The sequence below is a fragment of the Solibacillus sp. FSL W8-0474 genome (assembly GCF_038004065.1).
GTDB classification, from domain to species: domain Bacteria; phylum Bacillota; class Bacilli; order Bacillales_A; family Planococcaceae; genus Solibacillus; species Solibacillus faecavium.
In genome coordinates this window covers 489,706-504,094 of record NZ_JBBOQJ010000001.1, presented here as the reverse complement: position 1 = coordinate 504,094, position 14,389 = coordinate 489,706, and the positions used below count along the sequence as shown (strand labels likewise).

Sequence of the window (14,389 nt, the reverse complement as noted above, 5' to 3'; positions counted from 1 at the left end):
CTCCGAACAACTAATTTCCCTTCTATATCAAGTAAATCTCTGCATAATTTCTGGCATGAAAAAAGGACACTCTCTGTTAAAATTTAAGTATCCTACCACCAAATTTCAAACGAAAGAAGTGTCCCTATATTTAAAGATTAAAACATGAATCAACTTATTTTACCGCTAGATTTAGAAGTAAAGTTACATAAGCCGTCAGCTACACTCGCCCTCCATTCCAATCAATATAAGACCCTTTTCCTTATCCACTTCTGCCTTAGTCTCTTTTTTATATATGCTCAATTAGTTTCTGTATTTCCTGACGTAATGTTTCCGGAATGTTCTCGTCATCGAATAACTCTTCCGGATAGTAAACTTTATGGTCCACTTTTATGCGGCCGGCAATTGCTTCAACTATTTGACTTTCCTCTGATAGCTCACACTGTTCACCGTCTCGCATAAGTAAATATATTGGCTTTTTTGTCCCTTCAATTCCTGGTCGATAAAAGTCATATGGCAAATCGGATGTGGAATCATGGACTAAATAATAATCCGGGTCCATACCCGCCTCTAAAAATAGACGGCGCAGCTCTGCATATACTTCAGGTTGCTTAAAAGGGTTGAGATTTGTATATTGGAACAGTTTCCGATTCACGAATCTTCTACATAAATCCCGTAAAATTGGATCTTCTTCTTTCATCCAAAATTGGAAGTATGCGAGCATAATACTTTCATCTAATGCTATATAATCTTCCAGCGTGACATCACCTTTGAAAAAAGCAATAAAAGGCGTTGGCTCATATTTAAAGACATAATTACTCGCACATAACACTTTTACCCGCTTTAAAATATTATTGAGTACAACTTCTGCACTGCGTGATACAGGGTGGAAGTAAATTTGCAAATACATTTGGTAACGGCTCATAATATAATGTTCTACTGCATGCATTCCACTTTCTTTTATAACTACGCCATTTTCACGGGGGCGCATAACACGCATAATACGTTCCATATCAAAATGACCGTAGCTAACGCCTGTATAATAGGCATCACGCTGTAAATAATCCATTCGATCGGCGTCAATTTGACTTGAAATTAAGCTGACAACCAATTCGTTCGGATATGTTTTTTCTATTACTTGGGCGACTTTCTCAGGGAAGTCCTCTGAAACCCTGCGCAGTACCGCATTTACTTCTGTCTCCCCTAGTAAAATTTGACGCGTAAAATATTCATGATCTGTCTCAAACACATTTTCAAAGGCATGGGAAAACGGGCCGTGCCCTAAATCATGCAAGAGCGCTGCACATAATACGAGTAATCTCTCAGATTCGTCCCATTCTTTTCTTCCTCTGAATACGTCATCTACAATACGGCGTACAATTTCGTACACTCCTAATGAGTGATTAAAACGGCTATGCTCCGCTCCGTGGAATACTAAATATGTGGTACCTAGCTGTTTAATACGGCGCAGTCTTTGAAATTCTCTTGTTTTTATTAAATCCCAAATCACTTGATCCCTAACATGAATATAACGATGGACAGGGTCTTTAAAAACTTTTTCCTCTTGCAGTTTTATTTTTGCATATGTCGTCAACATAGCCGACCTCCTTATCCCTTTTCCTTATTATAAGTGAGTTCTCAGTGAAAAAGAAATGAATCCATTAGGCAAAAGCATTATTGTCTTTAATTAAATTCTTTATAGATCATTTTCATCTGCAAAACCCTTATAAACGCGAAAAGGACCTATTCTGAAAATTATTTCAGGACAGGTCCCCTACGTCGTTACTTTTTTAGTTTGTCTAGTACCTTTACCATTAACTCCTCTTCAGTTAATGCGGCAACTGGACGATTATTTACAAATGTAAATGTTTTTTTGCGGCCTGGACCACAGTATGAATGACAGCCAATTTCAATCGTTGCTTCTGGATCAATTTCTTTTAATTTTGGAATTAACGTCTTTAAATTAACGGCCTGACATTCATCGCAAACGTGAAATAAGTTTGCCATAGTGTCAACACCTTTCTATTAGCTATTTTAACCTATTCTTTATTGTATCGCATATTGCTTATTCCATTCAAGTATATACTAGCAATTCCGTCAAAGGTCTGATAGGAATATATTTCTCATTATTCTATCAACAATTTACGATATATTGAATAAATGTTTTCCCCTTTGGACATGATAGATTTACAACAACAAAACTATGAAATGATTAGGGGGAGTTTTAAATGACAAAAACAAGACAAGATGCGTGGGTAAAAGAGAATGATGAGTTATTGGCAGAAGCTGTTTTGCGCCATGTTAAAGAAGGAAGCACACAGCTTAATGCTTTTGAAGAGGCTGGTGATCTATTGAACAGAACAGCTGCAGCGTGTGGTTTCCGCTGGAATGCAGTAGTAAGACGTATTTACGAGGAAGATTTGGCACAGGCGAAAAAGGAACGAAAAGAGCGTATGCGTATGATGAATACGGCAACAAAGCGCAGAACAACGCCTTTATACTTAATGCCTTCAAATGAAAATCAGCCGACTTCCATTCCACTATCGGCATTATCATTGGATATCGTTATTGCATATTTAGTAAAGTTGCAACATACGAATTCAAATGAGCAAGATTTAGTAAAGTGGCGTAAATTAACATCACTGTTAACAGAACAAAAGACTCAGCTTGAACAGCAATTGGCTGCACTTCAAAAAGAAAATAAAGCGATTAAAGAAGATTACGAGCAATTTGTATCTATTATGAATCGCGCTAGAAGACTTGTGGCACTAGAAGATTCAGAGCCGAATGCACCGACATTCAAAATGGAGCGAAACGGCAACTTAATTTCACAGTCATCATTAAATGATTCAGGCGAAGCGCTATATTAGCACCTCGCCTTTTTTTATTTATTTAACATTGATTCATTGCGCTTTAATACGCGCTGTAAATAATATTCATATAGTTCTATTTCAGTTTGCTGCAATGGTTGTTCATTTAACTGTCCATTCCATTGGGCTAATAATTTACGGAGGCGCTCATTCACTTGGGATACAGTGATGTCTTGTCCTGTCAGTTGCTGTAATGAAGCCATAACGTCCGGTTTAATGTCCGGATATTGAAATTTCGTTTCCTCACCTTTTAGACCTGCCTCATAAAATTGCTTAATCAGCTCTGCCCGCTCACTTCCGCTACCTTCTACACATAAGTAGATTTGTACAGCAATTCCGTTTTTCATACGGCGCTGTGATATTCCGGCAAACTTTTTACCATCGATACTTAAATCATATGAACCTGGACAATACGAGCCGACAATTTCATATGCTTCTATTTTAGTTGCTATTTCTGGAAAAAGCTGTCGAATCAAATCAACCATCATTTCAAAGGCATTGTTAATACTAAGCGGTTTGTCCTCCCCTATGACAATGGAAATGTTCAACACTCCCCCGTCTAGTACAACAGCTAACCCTCCTGAATTCCGGACAATCGGTTCATGACCGTGAAAATTTAATGTTTGCATGCCTTCTTCTATATACGGTAATCGGTGATCCTGAATGCCTAACACTACTGAATCATAATGCACCCATGTACGAATTGTGGCATCTGACATGTGCTGTCCAACGAGATGGCAAAGTGTGTCATCCATCGCAAATGACTCTAAAGGTGAGCGTTTATTTGCACTAATCGATTGATCAATTAAACGCCACTTCGTTTGTTTTAAAATTTCGTTCATACATATACTCCTAGCTTAATTTCTCTTCACTTTAGCATACCTCAATTCAAAGTGATGTCAAATTGGTGAAAATATCGATTATGCGAGGTTGAAATGATTTTTTTTTATTGATTTATGCTACACTAACTGTGAATCATTTTCATTTACAAGGAGTGTTTAAGCACATGAATGAAGCAGCAATTACTTTAGATGGCTGGTATGCATTACATGATTTCCGTTCGATTGATTGGGCATCATGGAAATTAGTTTCAGCTGAAGAACGCGAAGCCGCTACGAAAGAATTTATCGCATTTTTAGAAGAATTAAATAAAGATACAGGTTCGAATGCTTTCTACTCTATTATTGGTCAAAAAGCAGATTTCATGATGATGACATTACGCGAAACACCGGAAGAATTAAACGAAATCGAAACAAAATTTGCTAAATTAGCAATTGCGGATTTCACTATTCCAACCTATTCTTATGTTTCGGTTGTAGAATTATCAAATTATCTAGCTGGGAAGTCGGATGAAGATCCATACCAAAACCCACATGTACGTGCGCGTTTATATCCTGAATTGCCGAAGTCAAAATACGTTTGCTTCTATCCAATGGATAAAAAGCGCGATGGTAATGACAATTGGTACATGCTTTCTATGGAAGATCGTAAAAAACTGATGTATGACCACGGGATGATCGGCCGCAGCTATGCAGGTAAAATCAAACAAATCATTACAGGTTCTGTCGGTTTAGACGATCATGAGTGGGGCGTTACATTATTCTCTGATGACATGCTTCAATTTAAAAAAATCGTTTACGAAATGCGCTTTGATGAAGTATCAGCCCGCTATGGCGAGTTCGGTGAGTTCCTAGTAGGTAACTTATTAGACAACGAAAAACTAGAAAAATTATTAGCGATTTAATACTCATATACCCGTTCAACCTCTTGATATTTGGTTTATCCATTCATTCAAGTTGCTGGACGGGCTTTATTTATGAATCAAGTTAACGAAGAAAATTTTTATTAAACACTTTTCTCTCGTTATTCGTCAATCGTCCACACTTATTCTCCACTCCCCTATATATAATCGACACTTTTATGATACACATTCGCCACCTTCTCCCAAAAAAGGAAAAAGGCGAGTCGATTAATTCGACTCACCTTCAGTAGGATCATCCTGTAATTTTAAAATAATAATAATGGTATTAATGAACAAACCCGTTACGATGAGAAGGATTAGTAAATACCAATGAATCGGTTGTTCATAGAATATCGCAACTGCATAGGACAAAAATGCACTAATTATTATCCCTAACCATATTCCTATTTTCATGAGGTTCCACTCCCGCGATTTTCATTAACAATGGGCAACAATCTTCTATTTATGTAATTTATAGTACCCATTTCATTAAAATTTATTACATCTCCCTAAATAAATTACTCTATAGTATGTCAGGTATTCAAAAAATAACACTGTATCGGTGTTCAACTTTTTTTTTATGCATATACTAAAACGAAAAAGGAGGTTACTTAGAACGCCTATAGTTCAAACAAAAGATAATCTTCCTGTTCGATTAAGATGCTACAAAAGGTTATTCGGTTGACCTGCCTAGTAGTATGGACAATAGCGTAGTAGTCACATATTGAAGTTGAGTGTTATGTGTATCGGCAACTGCCAATTGTCTAGCGGTAAACTAAATTTATTTAATGAAAGGATGCAAAATTGACTTATTACTGGACGTCTCCAATGCAACAAATGAACCCTTCGGCGGTTACAATGCCTTCGACTATGCAGGGGGTAGGCTTTCCACGAGAGGAATCCTATATTGAGAATATTCTTCGGTTAAATCGTGGGAAACCAGGTACATTTTATTTTTCATTTGATAATGCGGTAGCTGGCAGCAATACGCGTGCTGTTCGCGGTGTGGTCGAAGCAGCAGGACGCGACCATGTTATTTTACGTGATTTAAAGAATAACCATCGCTTCTTGTTCCCGATGATTTACTTTGATTATGCGGAATTTGATGAGGAATTAAGCTACTTTACTCAAACACCTTAATAGGCGGTAAGTCTTTTAAAGTGCATAAAAAAGCAAGGTGCCTTCACAAAGCACCTTGCTTTTTATATTTACACTTTAAATTGCTGTATTTCCTGCTGTAGGTTTTGGGCATTGTCACTTAATGTAGCTGCTACTGCATTGACTTGCTGCATCGTTGCCGTTTGTTCTTCCACGGCAGCTGCTATCATTTCAAGGTGGCTGCTCGATTCGTTTGAGCCATTGGCAATTTCATTTACCGAAGCAGTTACTTGTTCTGCACTTGCCGAAAGCTGTTCCGATGTAGCTGAAATTTCTTCTATTTGCATAGACATTTCGGTTACTGCTTCCACAATCGATGTAAAGGATTGACCTGCATTTGTAATGATATTCACTCCGTCGTTTACAGATATTAAAGAGTCCGATACAGCACGCTCGACATTTTCTGTATCTGCTTTAATTTCAAGTGTTAAGTTGACGATTGAATTAGCTGAGTTTTTCGATTGCTCTGCCAGCTTACGTACTTCATCTGCTACAACTGCAAATCCTTTTCCATGTTCCCCTGCCCGCGCCGCTTCAATTGCAGCATTTAATGCAAGCAGATTCGTTTGATCTGTAATTGCCGTAATAATTTGCGAGATATTATTGATTTCCTCTGTTTGTTGTGCAAGCTTTTGCACTAAATCATTAACTGAATTTGTGGATGAACTAATAATTTTCATTTGCTGTTGTGCATCATGAATAATTTGACCACCATTTCTCGCTGTTTGTGTCGCTTCAACAGAATTGCCATGTAATTTTTGAGTCGCTTCTGCAATTCGCTGTACTCCGGCTGCTGTCTCTTCCATTGCACGAGCACTTTCGTTCGAAGCATGTGCAGAAATTTGAGATCTTTCTGCTGTATGACTAACACGTGTCGTCACATCTTCTGTTGTTGCCGTGATTTCCTCTGTACTCGCTGAAAGTTCTTGTGCAGCAGCACTTACTTGCTCTGAATTCATTTGCATATTTTTAATAAGGTTGGCTAGATTGCTTTTCATCAAATTAAAGGATTTGCCTAGCTCACCAATTTCGTCAGTTGTTTTCACAACAAAATCCTGCTGTGATAAGTCTCCTGAAGCAATAATATTCGCTTCTTTTACGATATTCTTTAATGGTGATGTAATTGTTTTACGAATAAATAACATCACGAGTACAGCTATAAATATACTAATTGCCAAGGCAATGCTTGCAACCGTTTGAGAAAAGGCAATTGAATTGTCGGCCTTTGTAGTAATCTCATCAAGCTGCTGTTCCTGATATTCGACAATCTGATTTGTTACATCAAACATGCCATTACTTGCCACATGAAGCTTCGTATTAATAAATCCATTTGCCAGTGTTTGATCCCCGCGATTATATGCATCAACCATATCAAGGTAACCATTGTTAAAATCATCGCGGAACTTCTTTACTTGCTCCATATATTCCGTCATCGCACCACCTACAACCATTGATTCCAAATAATCAATTTCCGTGTCCAATAATTCATTGTATTGCTTAAAGTTATCGAAAGATTCCTCTTTGCCGTCCAACACGATGGCACGTGCATACATCCCTTGCATCCCTATATTCAGGCGGATTTGATCGACCGTACGGATTTGCTCAACACGATGATCAAGTGCTTCATCCATATCGTCCTGAATTTTATTTAAACTAATAAAGTTAAGAACTACAGTAATCGTAATTAAGACAATCATTAAAATGAAAGCAGAATTCAACTTTTTCCCAACACTCATTTTCATATCCCTTCCTTCTGTCAATCATTCTCTAGAAAGTCCAATGCAGCCTGTCCTAATACTTTCGCGGCAATCAGCATGGCTCTTTCATCAAAATTAAATTTGGCATGATGATGTGGGTAAACGGCTTCCCACTGCGGATCTTTGGCTCCTGTAAAGAAAAATGTGCCTGGAATATGCTGCATATAATAGCCATAATCCTCCCCAATCATAAATGGTGGACACTCAGTAACCTTTTCCACTCCACTCGTTTGCTCCGCTACTTTCGCTATAAACTTTGTCTGTTCTTCATGGTTAACAACAGGTGGATACCCATCGAAATATTCATAACTATAGGTAGCGTGCATCCCTAAACATGTTGCTTTTAACAATAATTCAATTTCTTCTTTTATTTGCCTGCGGACCTGTTCATCTAGAGCACGTACAGTCCCTTGTATTTTCACTGTATCGGCGATGACATTAAACGGATTGATAGCTTCAAACTGACCAATTGTCACAACCCCCGATTGAAGCGGTGCGATCCGGCGGGAAGTAATGGTCTGTACTTGCGTAACAAAGTGGGCTCCGACGACTATTGCATCCACTGAATGCTGTGGCTCTGCGCCATGTCCACCCTTACCTTGAATCACAATTTCAAATCGGTCTGCTGCCGCCATAATTGCCCCATCTTTTACAAGTACTTCGCCTAATGGGGTTGGTGCCCATAAATGTGTCCCAAAAATAACGTCCACACCGTCTAGGCAGCCATCTTCAATCATGGCCAATGCACCACCAGGAGCTAACTCCTCTGCATGCTGATGAATAAAAACAATATTACCGGACAATTGTTCCCGCATGCCCACCAGTACTTTTGCTAAAACGAGCAATGTTGCAGTATGACCGTCGTGACCACACGCATGCATTACCCCATCGTTTCTAGATTTATAAGGCACATCATTTAATTCCTGAATAGCCAATGCATCAAAATCCGCACGTAAAGCGACCGTTTTTCCTGGCTTGGCACCTCTTAGTGTGGCTACAACTCCACGTCCTCCTACATATTCGCGTACTTCTAATCCAAGCTCACGATGAAAATTCGCAATGTATGCAGGTGTATGTACTTCCTCATGCGATACTTCCGGATGCTCATGTAAATAGCGACGTATAATCACCATTTCTTCAAAATGATCTTCCAGCTTTAATAATAATTGGTTCATTTTCCTTACCCCTTTACTAACCTACTTTATAACTATACAATAAATTCAAACAATTTAGATAAAAGATTTATTTTTCCTAGTAAAATAATAAAAAAAGCATATACTACCATTTTTAGGAGTATACGCCTTCTATCTATCTATGACTTTTTTACTATTGAAATTATAACCATTATCCAACCAATTAAAAATAAGACGCCACCGATTGGAGTAATTGCCCCCAATATTCCGATTCCTGTTAAAGCTAATACCATTAGACTTCCTGCAAAAATGACGATTCCTGCATTAAAACAAATCATTGCTATTTTTAGTTGCTTTACTTCACCTAAAATAGCCTTTGACATTAATATACCTACTAATATAAGTGCTGTTGCATGGAACATTTGATATTGTATGGCTGTATCCCATATTCCCGTACTGTAGTCATCTAGCATATCTTCCAATGCATGTGCTGCGAATGCGCCTAATGCAACTGCTAAAAAGCCATGAATCGCTCCTGATATAATTGAACCTTTCATTATCTTACCTCTTTCTTTTATATGTTCAACGCCCTATTTAGTAATAACAATTAAAAATCAAAAAGTGAATCCCCATTTGCATCCTCTTCCTCGAGCTTTTGCGATGGAATTGCAACAGGCTGTGTATATACCGGTGAGGAAACAGTCGTACTGACAAGATTTGTAGCCGGGAGCTTTGTAGAGTTTATTTTTTCATCCAATACGACATCACATAATGCACGAATAGCCGTGAGCTTTTCACGAGCCAGTTGCTCCGTTGTCGCATGAGTAGCTTCTGCGGTCAACTTTTCAATTTGTTTGATGATTGTTTCATACGTGATCATCTCCCATTTTTCCCTCCTCTATTTTTCGGCACAAACTTTAAGCAATCCATTCCCGATGACTGTTTTACAACAAGAGATGGTAGCTGCTTCGTTTTAAAACCGTAAGCCGTGCACCCGCGCGGATTATTTTGATCCCATGTCACACGGAAAAAATGACATTTAAAGCAATCAACTTTCATTTGCCGCTCCCTCTCTTTCTATCATTACTTTACCATGCTTCACAGTAAAAGTTTAGATTGTTTAGAACCATTCTCATTTAAACACCAATTTATAGGCTTTTCACCTATCGACTGAAGCGCTTCATTTGTTTTTGAGTAGGGTCTGCTTCCAAAAAATCCACGATGGGCACTTAATGGACTTGGATGAGGTGCTTGGAGAATAATATGCTTATCGGAAATTCGTTCAATTAAAATCCGTTTACTTTGAGCCGGCTTTCCCCATAATAAAAAGACGATTGGTTGAACACGCTCTGCAAGTTTTTCGATAACTGTATCAGTAAACTGTTCCCATCCTTGTCCTTTATGAGAATTCGCTTTTCCTGCCTGGACAGTTAATACAGTATTCAACAATAAAACACCTTGCTTTGCCCAGGATGTTAAGTCTCCATGATCAGGTATTTCGCAGCCCATATCCTGCTGTAACTCTTTCATCATATTTCTTAAGCTTGGTGGCAATTTTTGCCCTTGTTCGACTGAAAAGCTAAGTCCATGCGCCTGATTGGGACCATGATATGGATCTTGTCCTAAAATGACTACTTTAACCGCATCATAATCTGTCAGCCTAAAGGCATTTAAAATATGTTCTTTTTTTGGATAAACAGTTTCCAACTCATACTGCGTGGATAAAAAACTTTGCAAGTTTTTATAATAAGATTGCTGTTCTTGTGCGGCCAATATTTCCTTCCAACTATTTGTTAATTGTTCAATCATAGTTTCACCTCATCTCAAACGGTATTGAAATTCATAAAGAAGTTCAAGTAATTTCTTCTGACCTTAAAGTTTTTTCTTTTTCTGACTATTTTTATATAGTCAGATAAGCGCTATACTAAGCATAATTATTATTCGAATATTCACTTTAAGGAGATATATTTTATGACACTTAAAAAAACTTTAACAATTGCAGGTTCTGATACTTCCGCAGGTGCAGGGATGCAAGCAGATTTAAAAGCTTTCCAGGAACATGGCACTTACGGAATGGTCGCATTAACAGTAGTCGTGACAATGGATCCTAAAACTTGGAGCCATACTGTGACACCATTGCCGACAGACCTTTTGCAAAAACAAATCGATACAGCCCTTTCTACAGGAGTAGATGCAATTAAAACAGGGATGCTTTCTACAGAAGAGATTATACAAATGGCTTCACAGGCTATTCAATCTTCAGGAACGAATAAAGTAGTTATCGATCCAGTAATGGTATGTAAAGGCGATGACGAAGTTTTAAATCCTGGCAATACAACAGCTATGGTTAACTATCTATTACCTCATGCTACAGTTGTTACACCTAACCTCTTTGAAGCAGGTCAACTGGCTGGAACAGGTACACCAAAATCAATTGAGGAAATGCAGGCTGCCGCAGTAAAAATACATGAGCTTGGGGCAAAAAATGTTGTCATTAAAGGCGGAAAAGCATTAGTTCATGATAAAGCGGTTGATTTATTTTATAATGGACAGGAATTCAAGTTACTTGAATCTGAAAAAGTCACTTCAACTTACAATCACGGGGCAGGCTGTACATTTGCAGCAAGTATTTGTGCCAACTTAGCAAATGGTCTCTCTGTTGAAGAATCGGTAATAGAAGCGAAGGAATTCGTTTCGGCTGCAATTAAACATGGGTGGGCTTTAAACGACCATGTCGGTCCAGTTATGCATGGTGCTAAACCCCGTTTTGGTGCACCGGTAGTAACGGTTACAACGATCCCAAACTACATTAACGCATAAAATATACTGAGTCACACAGGAATTCGCTTCTTGTGTGACTTTTTCTTTTCATACTCCACAAAATTTGACTATACTATTAACAGATAGATTCGAAAGGAGTTAATAAGAGTGATGAAGGAAGTAAATACTAACGAGCTCCAGGAATTACTTAATTCTTTTGCGAACAAAGACGTTTTTATTCATCTAGAAACTACGAATGGCTCTTATGCAACACACTATAATGAAAGCTTTTTCAATGCAGGAGCATTTATCCGCAATGTACAATTACGTTATGAATTAGGGAAAGTTGTAGGAGACGCTCCACACCGTGTTGGCTTGAAAATGCCACATGGTTGGGTATATGCACAAGGAATTACACATTTTGAATTAGATGATCAAGGTCGCTTATTAATGGCTGGAATTGATAATACAGGAAAGCTTGCGATTGCGTTGGAAATTAGCGAATCGCCATTTGCTTATTAAGGAGGTTGCTTACATGACATTACAAGAAGAACGCCATGTTTTGGTCGTTTACCCTCACCCCGATGATGAAGCCTTTTCGGTTGCAGGTACATTACGCTTATATCACAATATGGGAGTTCCTGTTACATATGCTTGTTTAACATTAGGGGAAATGGGCCGGAATCTAGGAAATCCTCCGTTCGCCACTCGTGAATCATTACCGGAAATACGTAGAAAAGAACTGATGGCTGCTTGTGAGGCGATGGGTATAGAAGATTTACGTATGATGGGTTTACGTGATAAAACGGTGGAATTTGAAGATGATGAAAAGATGATCAAACTCGTAACCGATTTAATTGTGGAACTTAATCCTTCTTTAATCTTCACATTTTTACCTGGTTTTGCAGTGCACCCTGACCATGAAGCAACTGGTCGTGCAGTAGTAGAGGCCGTTCGTCGGATTGATAAGCAATATCGTCCCCGTATTTTAGCATGTGCTTTTGCCAACGATACAGTCGAGAAAAATGGAGAGCCCCATGTAACAATTGATATCCAATCTGTTAAAGAAGACAAATTAAAGGCGCTAAAAGCCCATATTTCTCAAACTGGCTGGATGTTGCAGGAAACAGCAAAACGTGTCGACGAAGGTGAAGTTTTATCGGACAGCTGGTTAAATACTGAAAAATTTTATAATGTTACATTTAACGATTAAAAGTCTTATTCTTCGTATGTCCAATTGGAAAGAAGCTGAGACAAACATCGAAATGAAAAGCGCTGCAAGTTTGGAATTCAACCAAAATTTGCAAGCGCTTATTTTTTTCTCTCTATTAAAGCCAGCTTTTTCCTACATATAAAACTTCTTGGGTGTCATACTAAAATATGCATTTTTTTATAAGCTCCGCCATTCCATAACTGGCTGGGATAAAAATAATGAATCAATTCAATTTGGTTTTCAAATCTTTTACATAGGGTAAAGATAAAGCCTTCCTACTCAACATATATTTCTGAAAATTTAATCTTTACGCAAAACAGTAGACAAATGAATATTCAAGATTTATAGTGTATAAATATTCAACTAACAAATTAAAGAGGTTATATATATGACAAAGAAATTTTCTTTTTATACGTGGTTTCTTTTTATAGCATTTTCTGTGCTTGGTGTGTTTATCTTTATTACTCCGATTGGAACAGACGATGGCATAAAAGTACCGATTGCTATTCTTGCTAATTTTTTGGCAGGTAAAGTTGAACCTTTTATTCATTGGTTCGCATTCATAGTGTTTATAATTGCTGCTGCGGGTTCTGTAGCAATGCAATTCATTCCACAAAAAGGTTCTCGTACATTAGCGGATTCTTTATTCCGTGTTAACTGGTTCTGGACAATTATGCGTGTACTTGCAGTTATTTTCGCAAGTATGTATGTTTTCCAAATTGGGCCAGAGAGTCTGAAAAGTGATGTAACAACAGGTGTGCTGCTCGATCCTGCTGCTGGTCTTGTAACATTCATGTTTGTATTATTCCTATTTGCCGGATTATTACTACCATTATTGACTGACTTCGGTTTACTTGAATTTTTCGGGTCAATGATGGTGAAGATTATGCGTCCCCTATTCAAAATTCCTGGCCGCTCTGCAATTGACTGCTTAGCTTCTTGGGTTGGTGACGGGACAATTGGTGTCTTACTGACGAGCAAGCAATATGAAGATAAAAATTATACGGGGCGTGAAGCTGCAACAATCGCCACAACATTTTCTGTCGTTTCGATTACATTCTGCTTAGTAGTTGTTGAAACAATTGGCATTGGGGATTACTTCCTTGAGTTTTATGCTTCTGTAATTATTTGTGGATTAATTTTAGCATTTATTATGCCACGTATTTACCCGCTTAAGCAAAAAGCGGATACGTTAATTGACGGTAGTGAAGTACCTGCCAATCGTGAAGATGTACAAGAGGGCTTTAATGTATTTTCATACGGCTTACACAATGCATTAAATAAAGCGAATTCAAACCGCAACTTAGGTAAAATGGTGAAGAACGGGTTTGTGAATGTATTGGAAATGTGGTTTGCGGTAACACCTATTATTATGGCATTTGCAACAATTGCATTAGTTTTAGCTGAATTTACAAGCTTCTTCCGTATTTTAGGAATGCCGTTTGAGCCTATTTTAGCACTTCTTCAAATTCCAGAAGCAAGTGAAGCCGCACAAACAATGATTGTCGGTTTTGCTGATATGCTATTACCTTCAATTTTAGGCGCAGGCATTGAATCGGAAATGACACGTTTCTTCATTGCAACGGTATCTGTTACGCAATTGATTTACATGTCGGAAGTCGGTGGATTAATCTTAGGTACGAAGCTTCCATTAAAGATTTGGGATTTATTCGTTATCTTCCTAATCCGTACAATTATTTCGATTCCGATTATTGCGGCAATCGCACATTTACTATTCTAAATCGAACAAAAAATAAAGGGCTGCCGAAAGATCAGAT

General features: G+C 38.0%; 17 protein-coding genes. 7 read left to right on the top strand and 10 right to left on the bottom strand.

The annotated features are described in order from the left end of the window. Positions 1-268: 268 nt before the first annotated feature. On the bottom strand, positions 269-1,576 hold the full coding sequence (locus tag NYE67_RS02550; RefSeq protein WP_340729029.1) for an HD domain-containing protein: 1,308 nt from the start codon (positions 1,574-1,576) through the stop codon (positions 269-271). Positions 1,577-1,761: 185 nt separating this feature from the next. Then, positions 1,762-1,986, bottom strand: coding sequence for a DUF1450 domain-containing protein (locus NYE67_RS02545; RefSeq protein WP_008404549.1), 225 nt, complete (start codon positions 1,984-1,986; stop codon positions 1,762-1,764). A 221-nt stretch (positions 1,987-2,207) separates the two neighbouring features. On the opposite strand from NYE67_RS02545, the gene NYE67_RS02540 reads away from it, so the two are divergent. Continuing rightward, entirely contained in the window at positions 2,208-2,849 is a 642-nt protein-coding gene (locus NYE67_RS02540; protein WP_340726902.1) for an RsfA family transcriptional regulator, read from the top strand. 14 nt (positions 2,850-2,863) lie between these two features. On the opposite strand, the gene NYE67_RS02535 is transcribed toward NYE67_RS02540, so the two are convergent. Next, positions 2,864-3,691, bottom strand: a complete 828-nt coding sequence (locus tag NYE67_RS02535) for a lipoate--protein ligase family protein (RefSeq protein ID WP_340729028.1) — start codon at positions 3,689-3,691, stop codon at positions 2,864-2,866. Between the two features lie 164 nt (positions 3,692-3,855). On the opposite strand from NYE67_RS02535, the gene hemQ reads away from it, so the two are divergent. Continuing rightward, complete coding sequence (hemQ, locus tag NYE67_RS02530; RefSeq protein WP_340729027.1) at positions 3,856-4,593, top strand: hydrogen peroxide-dependent heme synthase; 738 nt, start codon at positions 3,856-3,858, stop codon at positions 4,591-4,593. Positions 4,594-4,818: 225 nt separating this feature from the next. Here the strand turns inward: hemQ and NYE67_RS02525 are convergent, their stop codons facing one another. Beyond that, a complete protein-coding gene (locus NYE67_RS02525; RefSeq protein WP_340729026.1) occupies positions 4,819-5,004 on the bottom strand; it encodes a hypothetical protein in 186 nt (61 codons plus the stop codon). A 414-nt stretch (positions 5,005-5,418) separates the two neighbouring features. On the opposite strand from NYE67_RS02525, the gene gerQ reads away from it, so the two are divergent. Continuing rightward, positions 5,419-5,730: a spore coat protein GerQ gene (gerQ, locus tag NYE67_RS02520; protein WP_191700760.1), complete on the top strand. Its 312-nt coding sequence runs from the start codon at positions 5,419-5,421 to the stop codon at positions 5,728-5,730. A 68-nt stretch (positions 5,731-5,798) separates the two neighbouring features. On the opposite strand, the gene NYE67_RS02515 is transcribed toward gerQ, so the two are convergent. The 6 genes from NYE67_RS02515 to NYE67_RS02490 form a co-directional block, all read right to left on the bottom strand. Then, positions 5,799-7,484, bottom strand: a complete 1,686-nt coding sequence (locus tag NYE67_RS02515; protein ID WP_445683003.1) for a methyl-accepting chemotaxis protein — start codon at positions 7,482-7,484, stop codon at positions 5,799-5,801. 20 nt (positions 7,485-7,504) lie between these two features. Continuing rightward, positions 7,505-8,680 (bottom strand): amidohydrolase, encoded by a 1,176-nt coding sequence (locus NYE67_RS02510; RefSeq protein WP_340729025.1) that lies wholly within the window; start codon positions 8,678-8,680, stop codon positions 7,505-7,507. Between the two features lie 137 nt (positions 8,681-8,817). Continuing rightward, positions 8,818-9,195, bottom strand: a complete 378-nt coding sequence (locus NYE67_RS02505) for a DUF423 domain-containing protein (protein WP_340726897.1) — start codon at positions 9,193-9,195, stop codon at positions 8,818-8,820. Positions 9,196-9,245: 50 nt separating this feature from the next. Beyond that, positions 9,246-9,518, bottom strand: a complete 273-nt coding sequence (locus NYE67_RS02500; protein ID WP_340726896.1) for a YwdI family protein — start codon at positions 9,516-9,518, stop codon at positions 9,246-9,248. Next, positions 9,515-9,697, bottom strand: coding sequence for a uracil-DNA glycosylase (locus NYE67_RS02495; protein ID WP_340726895.1), 183 nt, complete (start codon positions 9,695-9,697; stop codon positions 9,515-9,517). The genes NYE67_RS02500 and NYE67_RS02495 overlap by 4 nt, the downstream gene beginning before the upstream one ends. A gap of 39 nt (positions 9,698-9,736) precedes the next feature. After that, entirely contained in the window at positions 9,737-10,447 is a 711-nt protein-coding gene (locus tag NYE67_RS02490; protein ID WP_340726894.1) for a uracil-DNA glycosylase, read from the bottom strand. Between the two features lie 162 nt (positions 10,448-10,609). On the opposite strand from NYE67_RS02490, the gene thiD reads away from it, so the two are divergent. The 4 genes from thiD (at position 10,610) to NYE67_RS02470 (ending at position 14,352) form a co-directional block, all read left to right on the top strand. Beyond that, the gene (thiD, locus tag NYE67_RS02485; protein WP_340726893.1) at positions 10,610-11,458 is read left to right on the top strand and encodes a bifunctional hydroxymethylpyrimidine kinase/phosphomethylpyrimidine kinase; all 849 of its coding nucleotides are present in this window, start codon (positions 10,610-10,612) and stop codon (positions 11,456-11,458) included. A 111-nt stretch (positions 11,459-11,569) separates the two neighbouring features. Next, the gene (locus tag NYE67_RS02480) at positions 11,570-11,920 is read left to right on the top strand and encodes a YojF family protein (protein WP_340727313.1); all 351 of its coding nucleotides are present in this window, start codon (positions 11,570-11,572) and stop codon (positions 11,918-11,920) included. A 13-nt stretch (positions 11,921-11,933) separates the two neighbouring features. Continuing rightward, on the top strand, positions 11,934-12,611 hold the full coding sequence (bshB2, locus tag NYE67_RS02475) for a bacillithiol biosynthesis deacetylase BshB2 (RefSeq protein ID WP_340726892.1): 678 nt from the start codon (positions 11,934-11,936) through the stop codon (positions 12,609-12,611). A 388-nt stretch (positions 12,612-12,999) separates the two neighbouring features. After that, a complete protein-coding gene (locus NYE67_RS02470) occupies positions 13,000-14,352 on the top strand; it encodes a YjiH family protein (RefSeq protein ID WP_340726891.1) in 1,353 nt (450 codons plus the stop codon). The last annotated feature ends 37 nt before the right edge of the window (positions 14,353-14,389 follow it).

Coding starts and splice junctions, on each gene's coding strand:
- NYE67_RS02480 (WP_340727313.1), top strand. CDS start 11,570: ATGAAGGAAGTAAATACTAACGAGCTCCAGGAATTACTTAATTCTTTT.
- bshB2 (WP_340726892.1), top strand. CDS start 11,934: ATGACATTACAAGAAGAACGCCATGTTTTGGTCGTTTACCCTCACCCC.
- NYE67_RS02550 (WP_340729029.1), bottom strand. CDS start 1,576: ATGTTGACGACATATGCAAAAATAAAACTGCAAGAGGAAAAAGTTTTT.
- NYE67_RS02500 (WP_340726896.1), bottom strand. CDS start 9,518: ATGATCACGTATGAAACAATCATCAAACAAATTGAAAAGTTGACCGCA.
- NYE67_RS02515 (WP_445683003.1), bottom strand. CDS start 7,484: ATGAGTGTTGGGAAAAAGTTGAATTCTGCTTTCATTTTAATGATTGTC.
- NYE67_RS02545 (WP_008404549.1), bottom strand. CDS start 1,986: ATGGCAAACTTATTTCACGTTTGCGATGAATGTCAGGCCGTTAATTTA.
- NYE67_RS02505 (WP_340726897.1), bottom strand. CDS start 9,195: ATGAAAGGTTCAATTATATCAGGAGCGATTCATGGCTTTTTAGCAGTT.
- NYE67_RS02510 (WP_340729025.1), bottom strand. CDS start 8,680: ATGAACCAATTATTATTAAAGCTGGAAGATCATTTTGAAGAAATGGTG.
- NYE67_RS02470 (WP_340726891.1), top strand. CDS start 13,000: ATGACAAAGAAATTTTCTTTTTATACGTGGTTTCTTTTTATAGCATTT.
- thiD (WP_340726893.1), top strand. CDS start 10,610: ATGACACTTAAAAAAACTTTAACAATTGCAGGTTCTGATACTTCCGCA.
- NYE67_RS02535 (WP_340729028.1), bottom strand. CDS start 3,691: ATGAACGAAATTTTAAAACAAACGAAGTGGCGTTTAATTGATCAATCG.
- NYE67_RS02540 (WP_340726902.1), top strand. CDS start 2,208: ATGACAAAAACAAGACAAGATGCGTGGGTAAAAGAGAATGATGAGTTA.
- hemQ (WP_340729027.1), top strand. CDS start 3,856: ATGAATGAAGCAGCAATTACTTTAGATGGCTGGTATGCATTACATGAT.
- NYE67_RS02490 (WP_340726894.1), bottom strand. CDS start 10,447: ATGATTGAACAATTAACAAATAGTTGGAAGGAAATATTGGCCGCACAA.
- gerQ (WP_191700760.1), top strand. CDS start 5,419: ATGCAACAAATGAACCCTTCGGCGGTTACAATGCCTTCGACTATGCAG.
- NYE67_RS02525 (WP_340729026.1), bottom strand. CDS start 5,004: ATGAAAATAGGAATATGGTTAGGGATAATAATTAGTGCATTTTTGTCC.
- NYE67_RS02495 (WP_340726895.1), bottom strand. CDS start 9,697: ATGAAAGTTGATTGCTTTAAATGTCATTTTTTCCGTGTGACATGGGAT.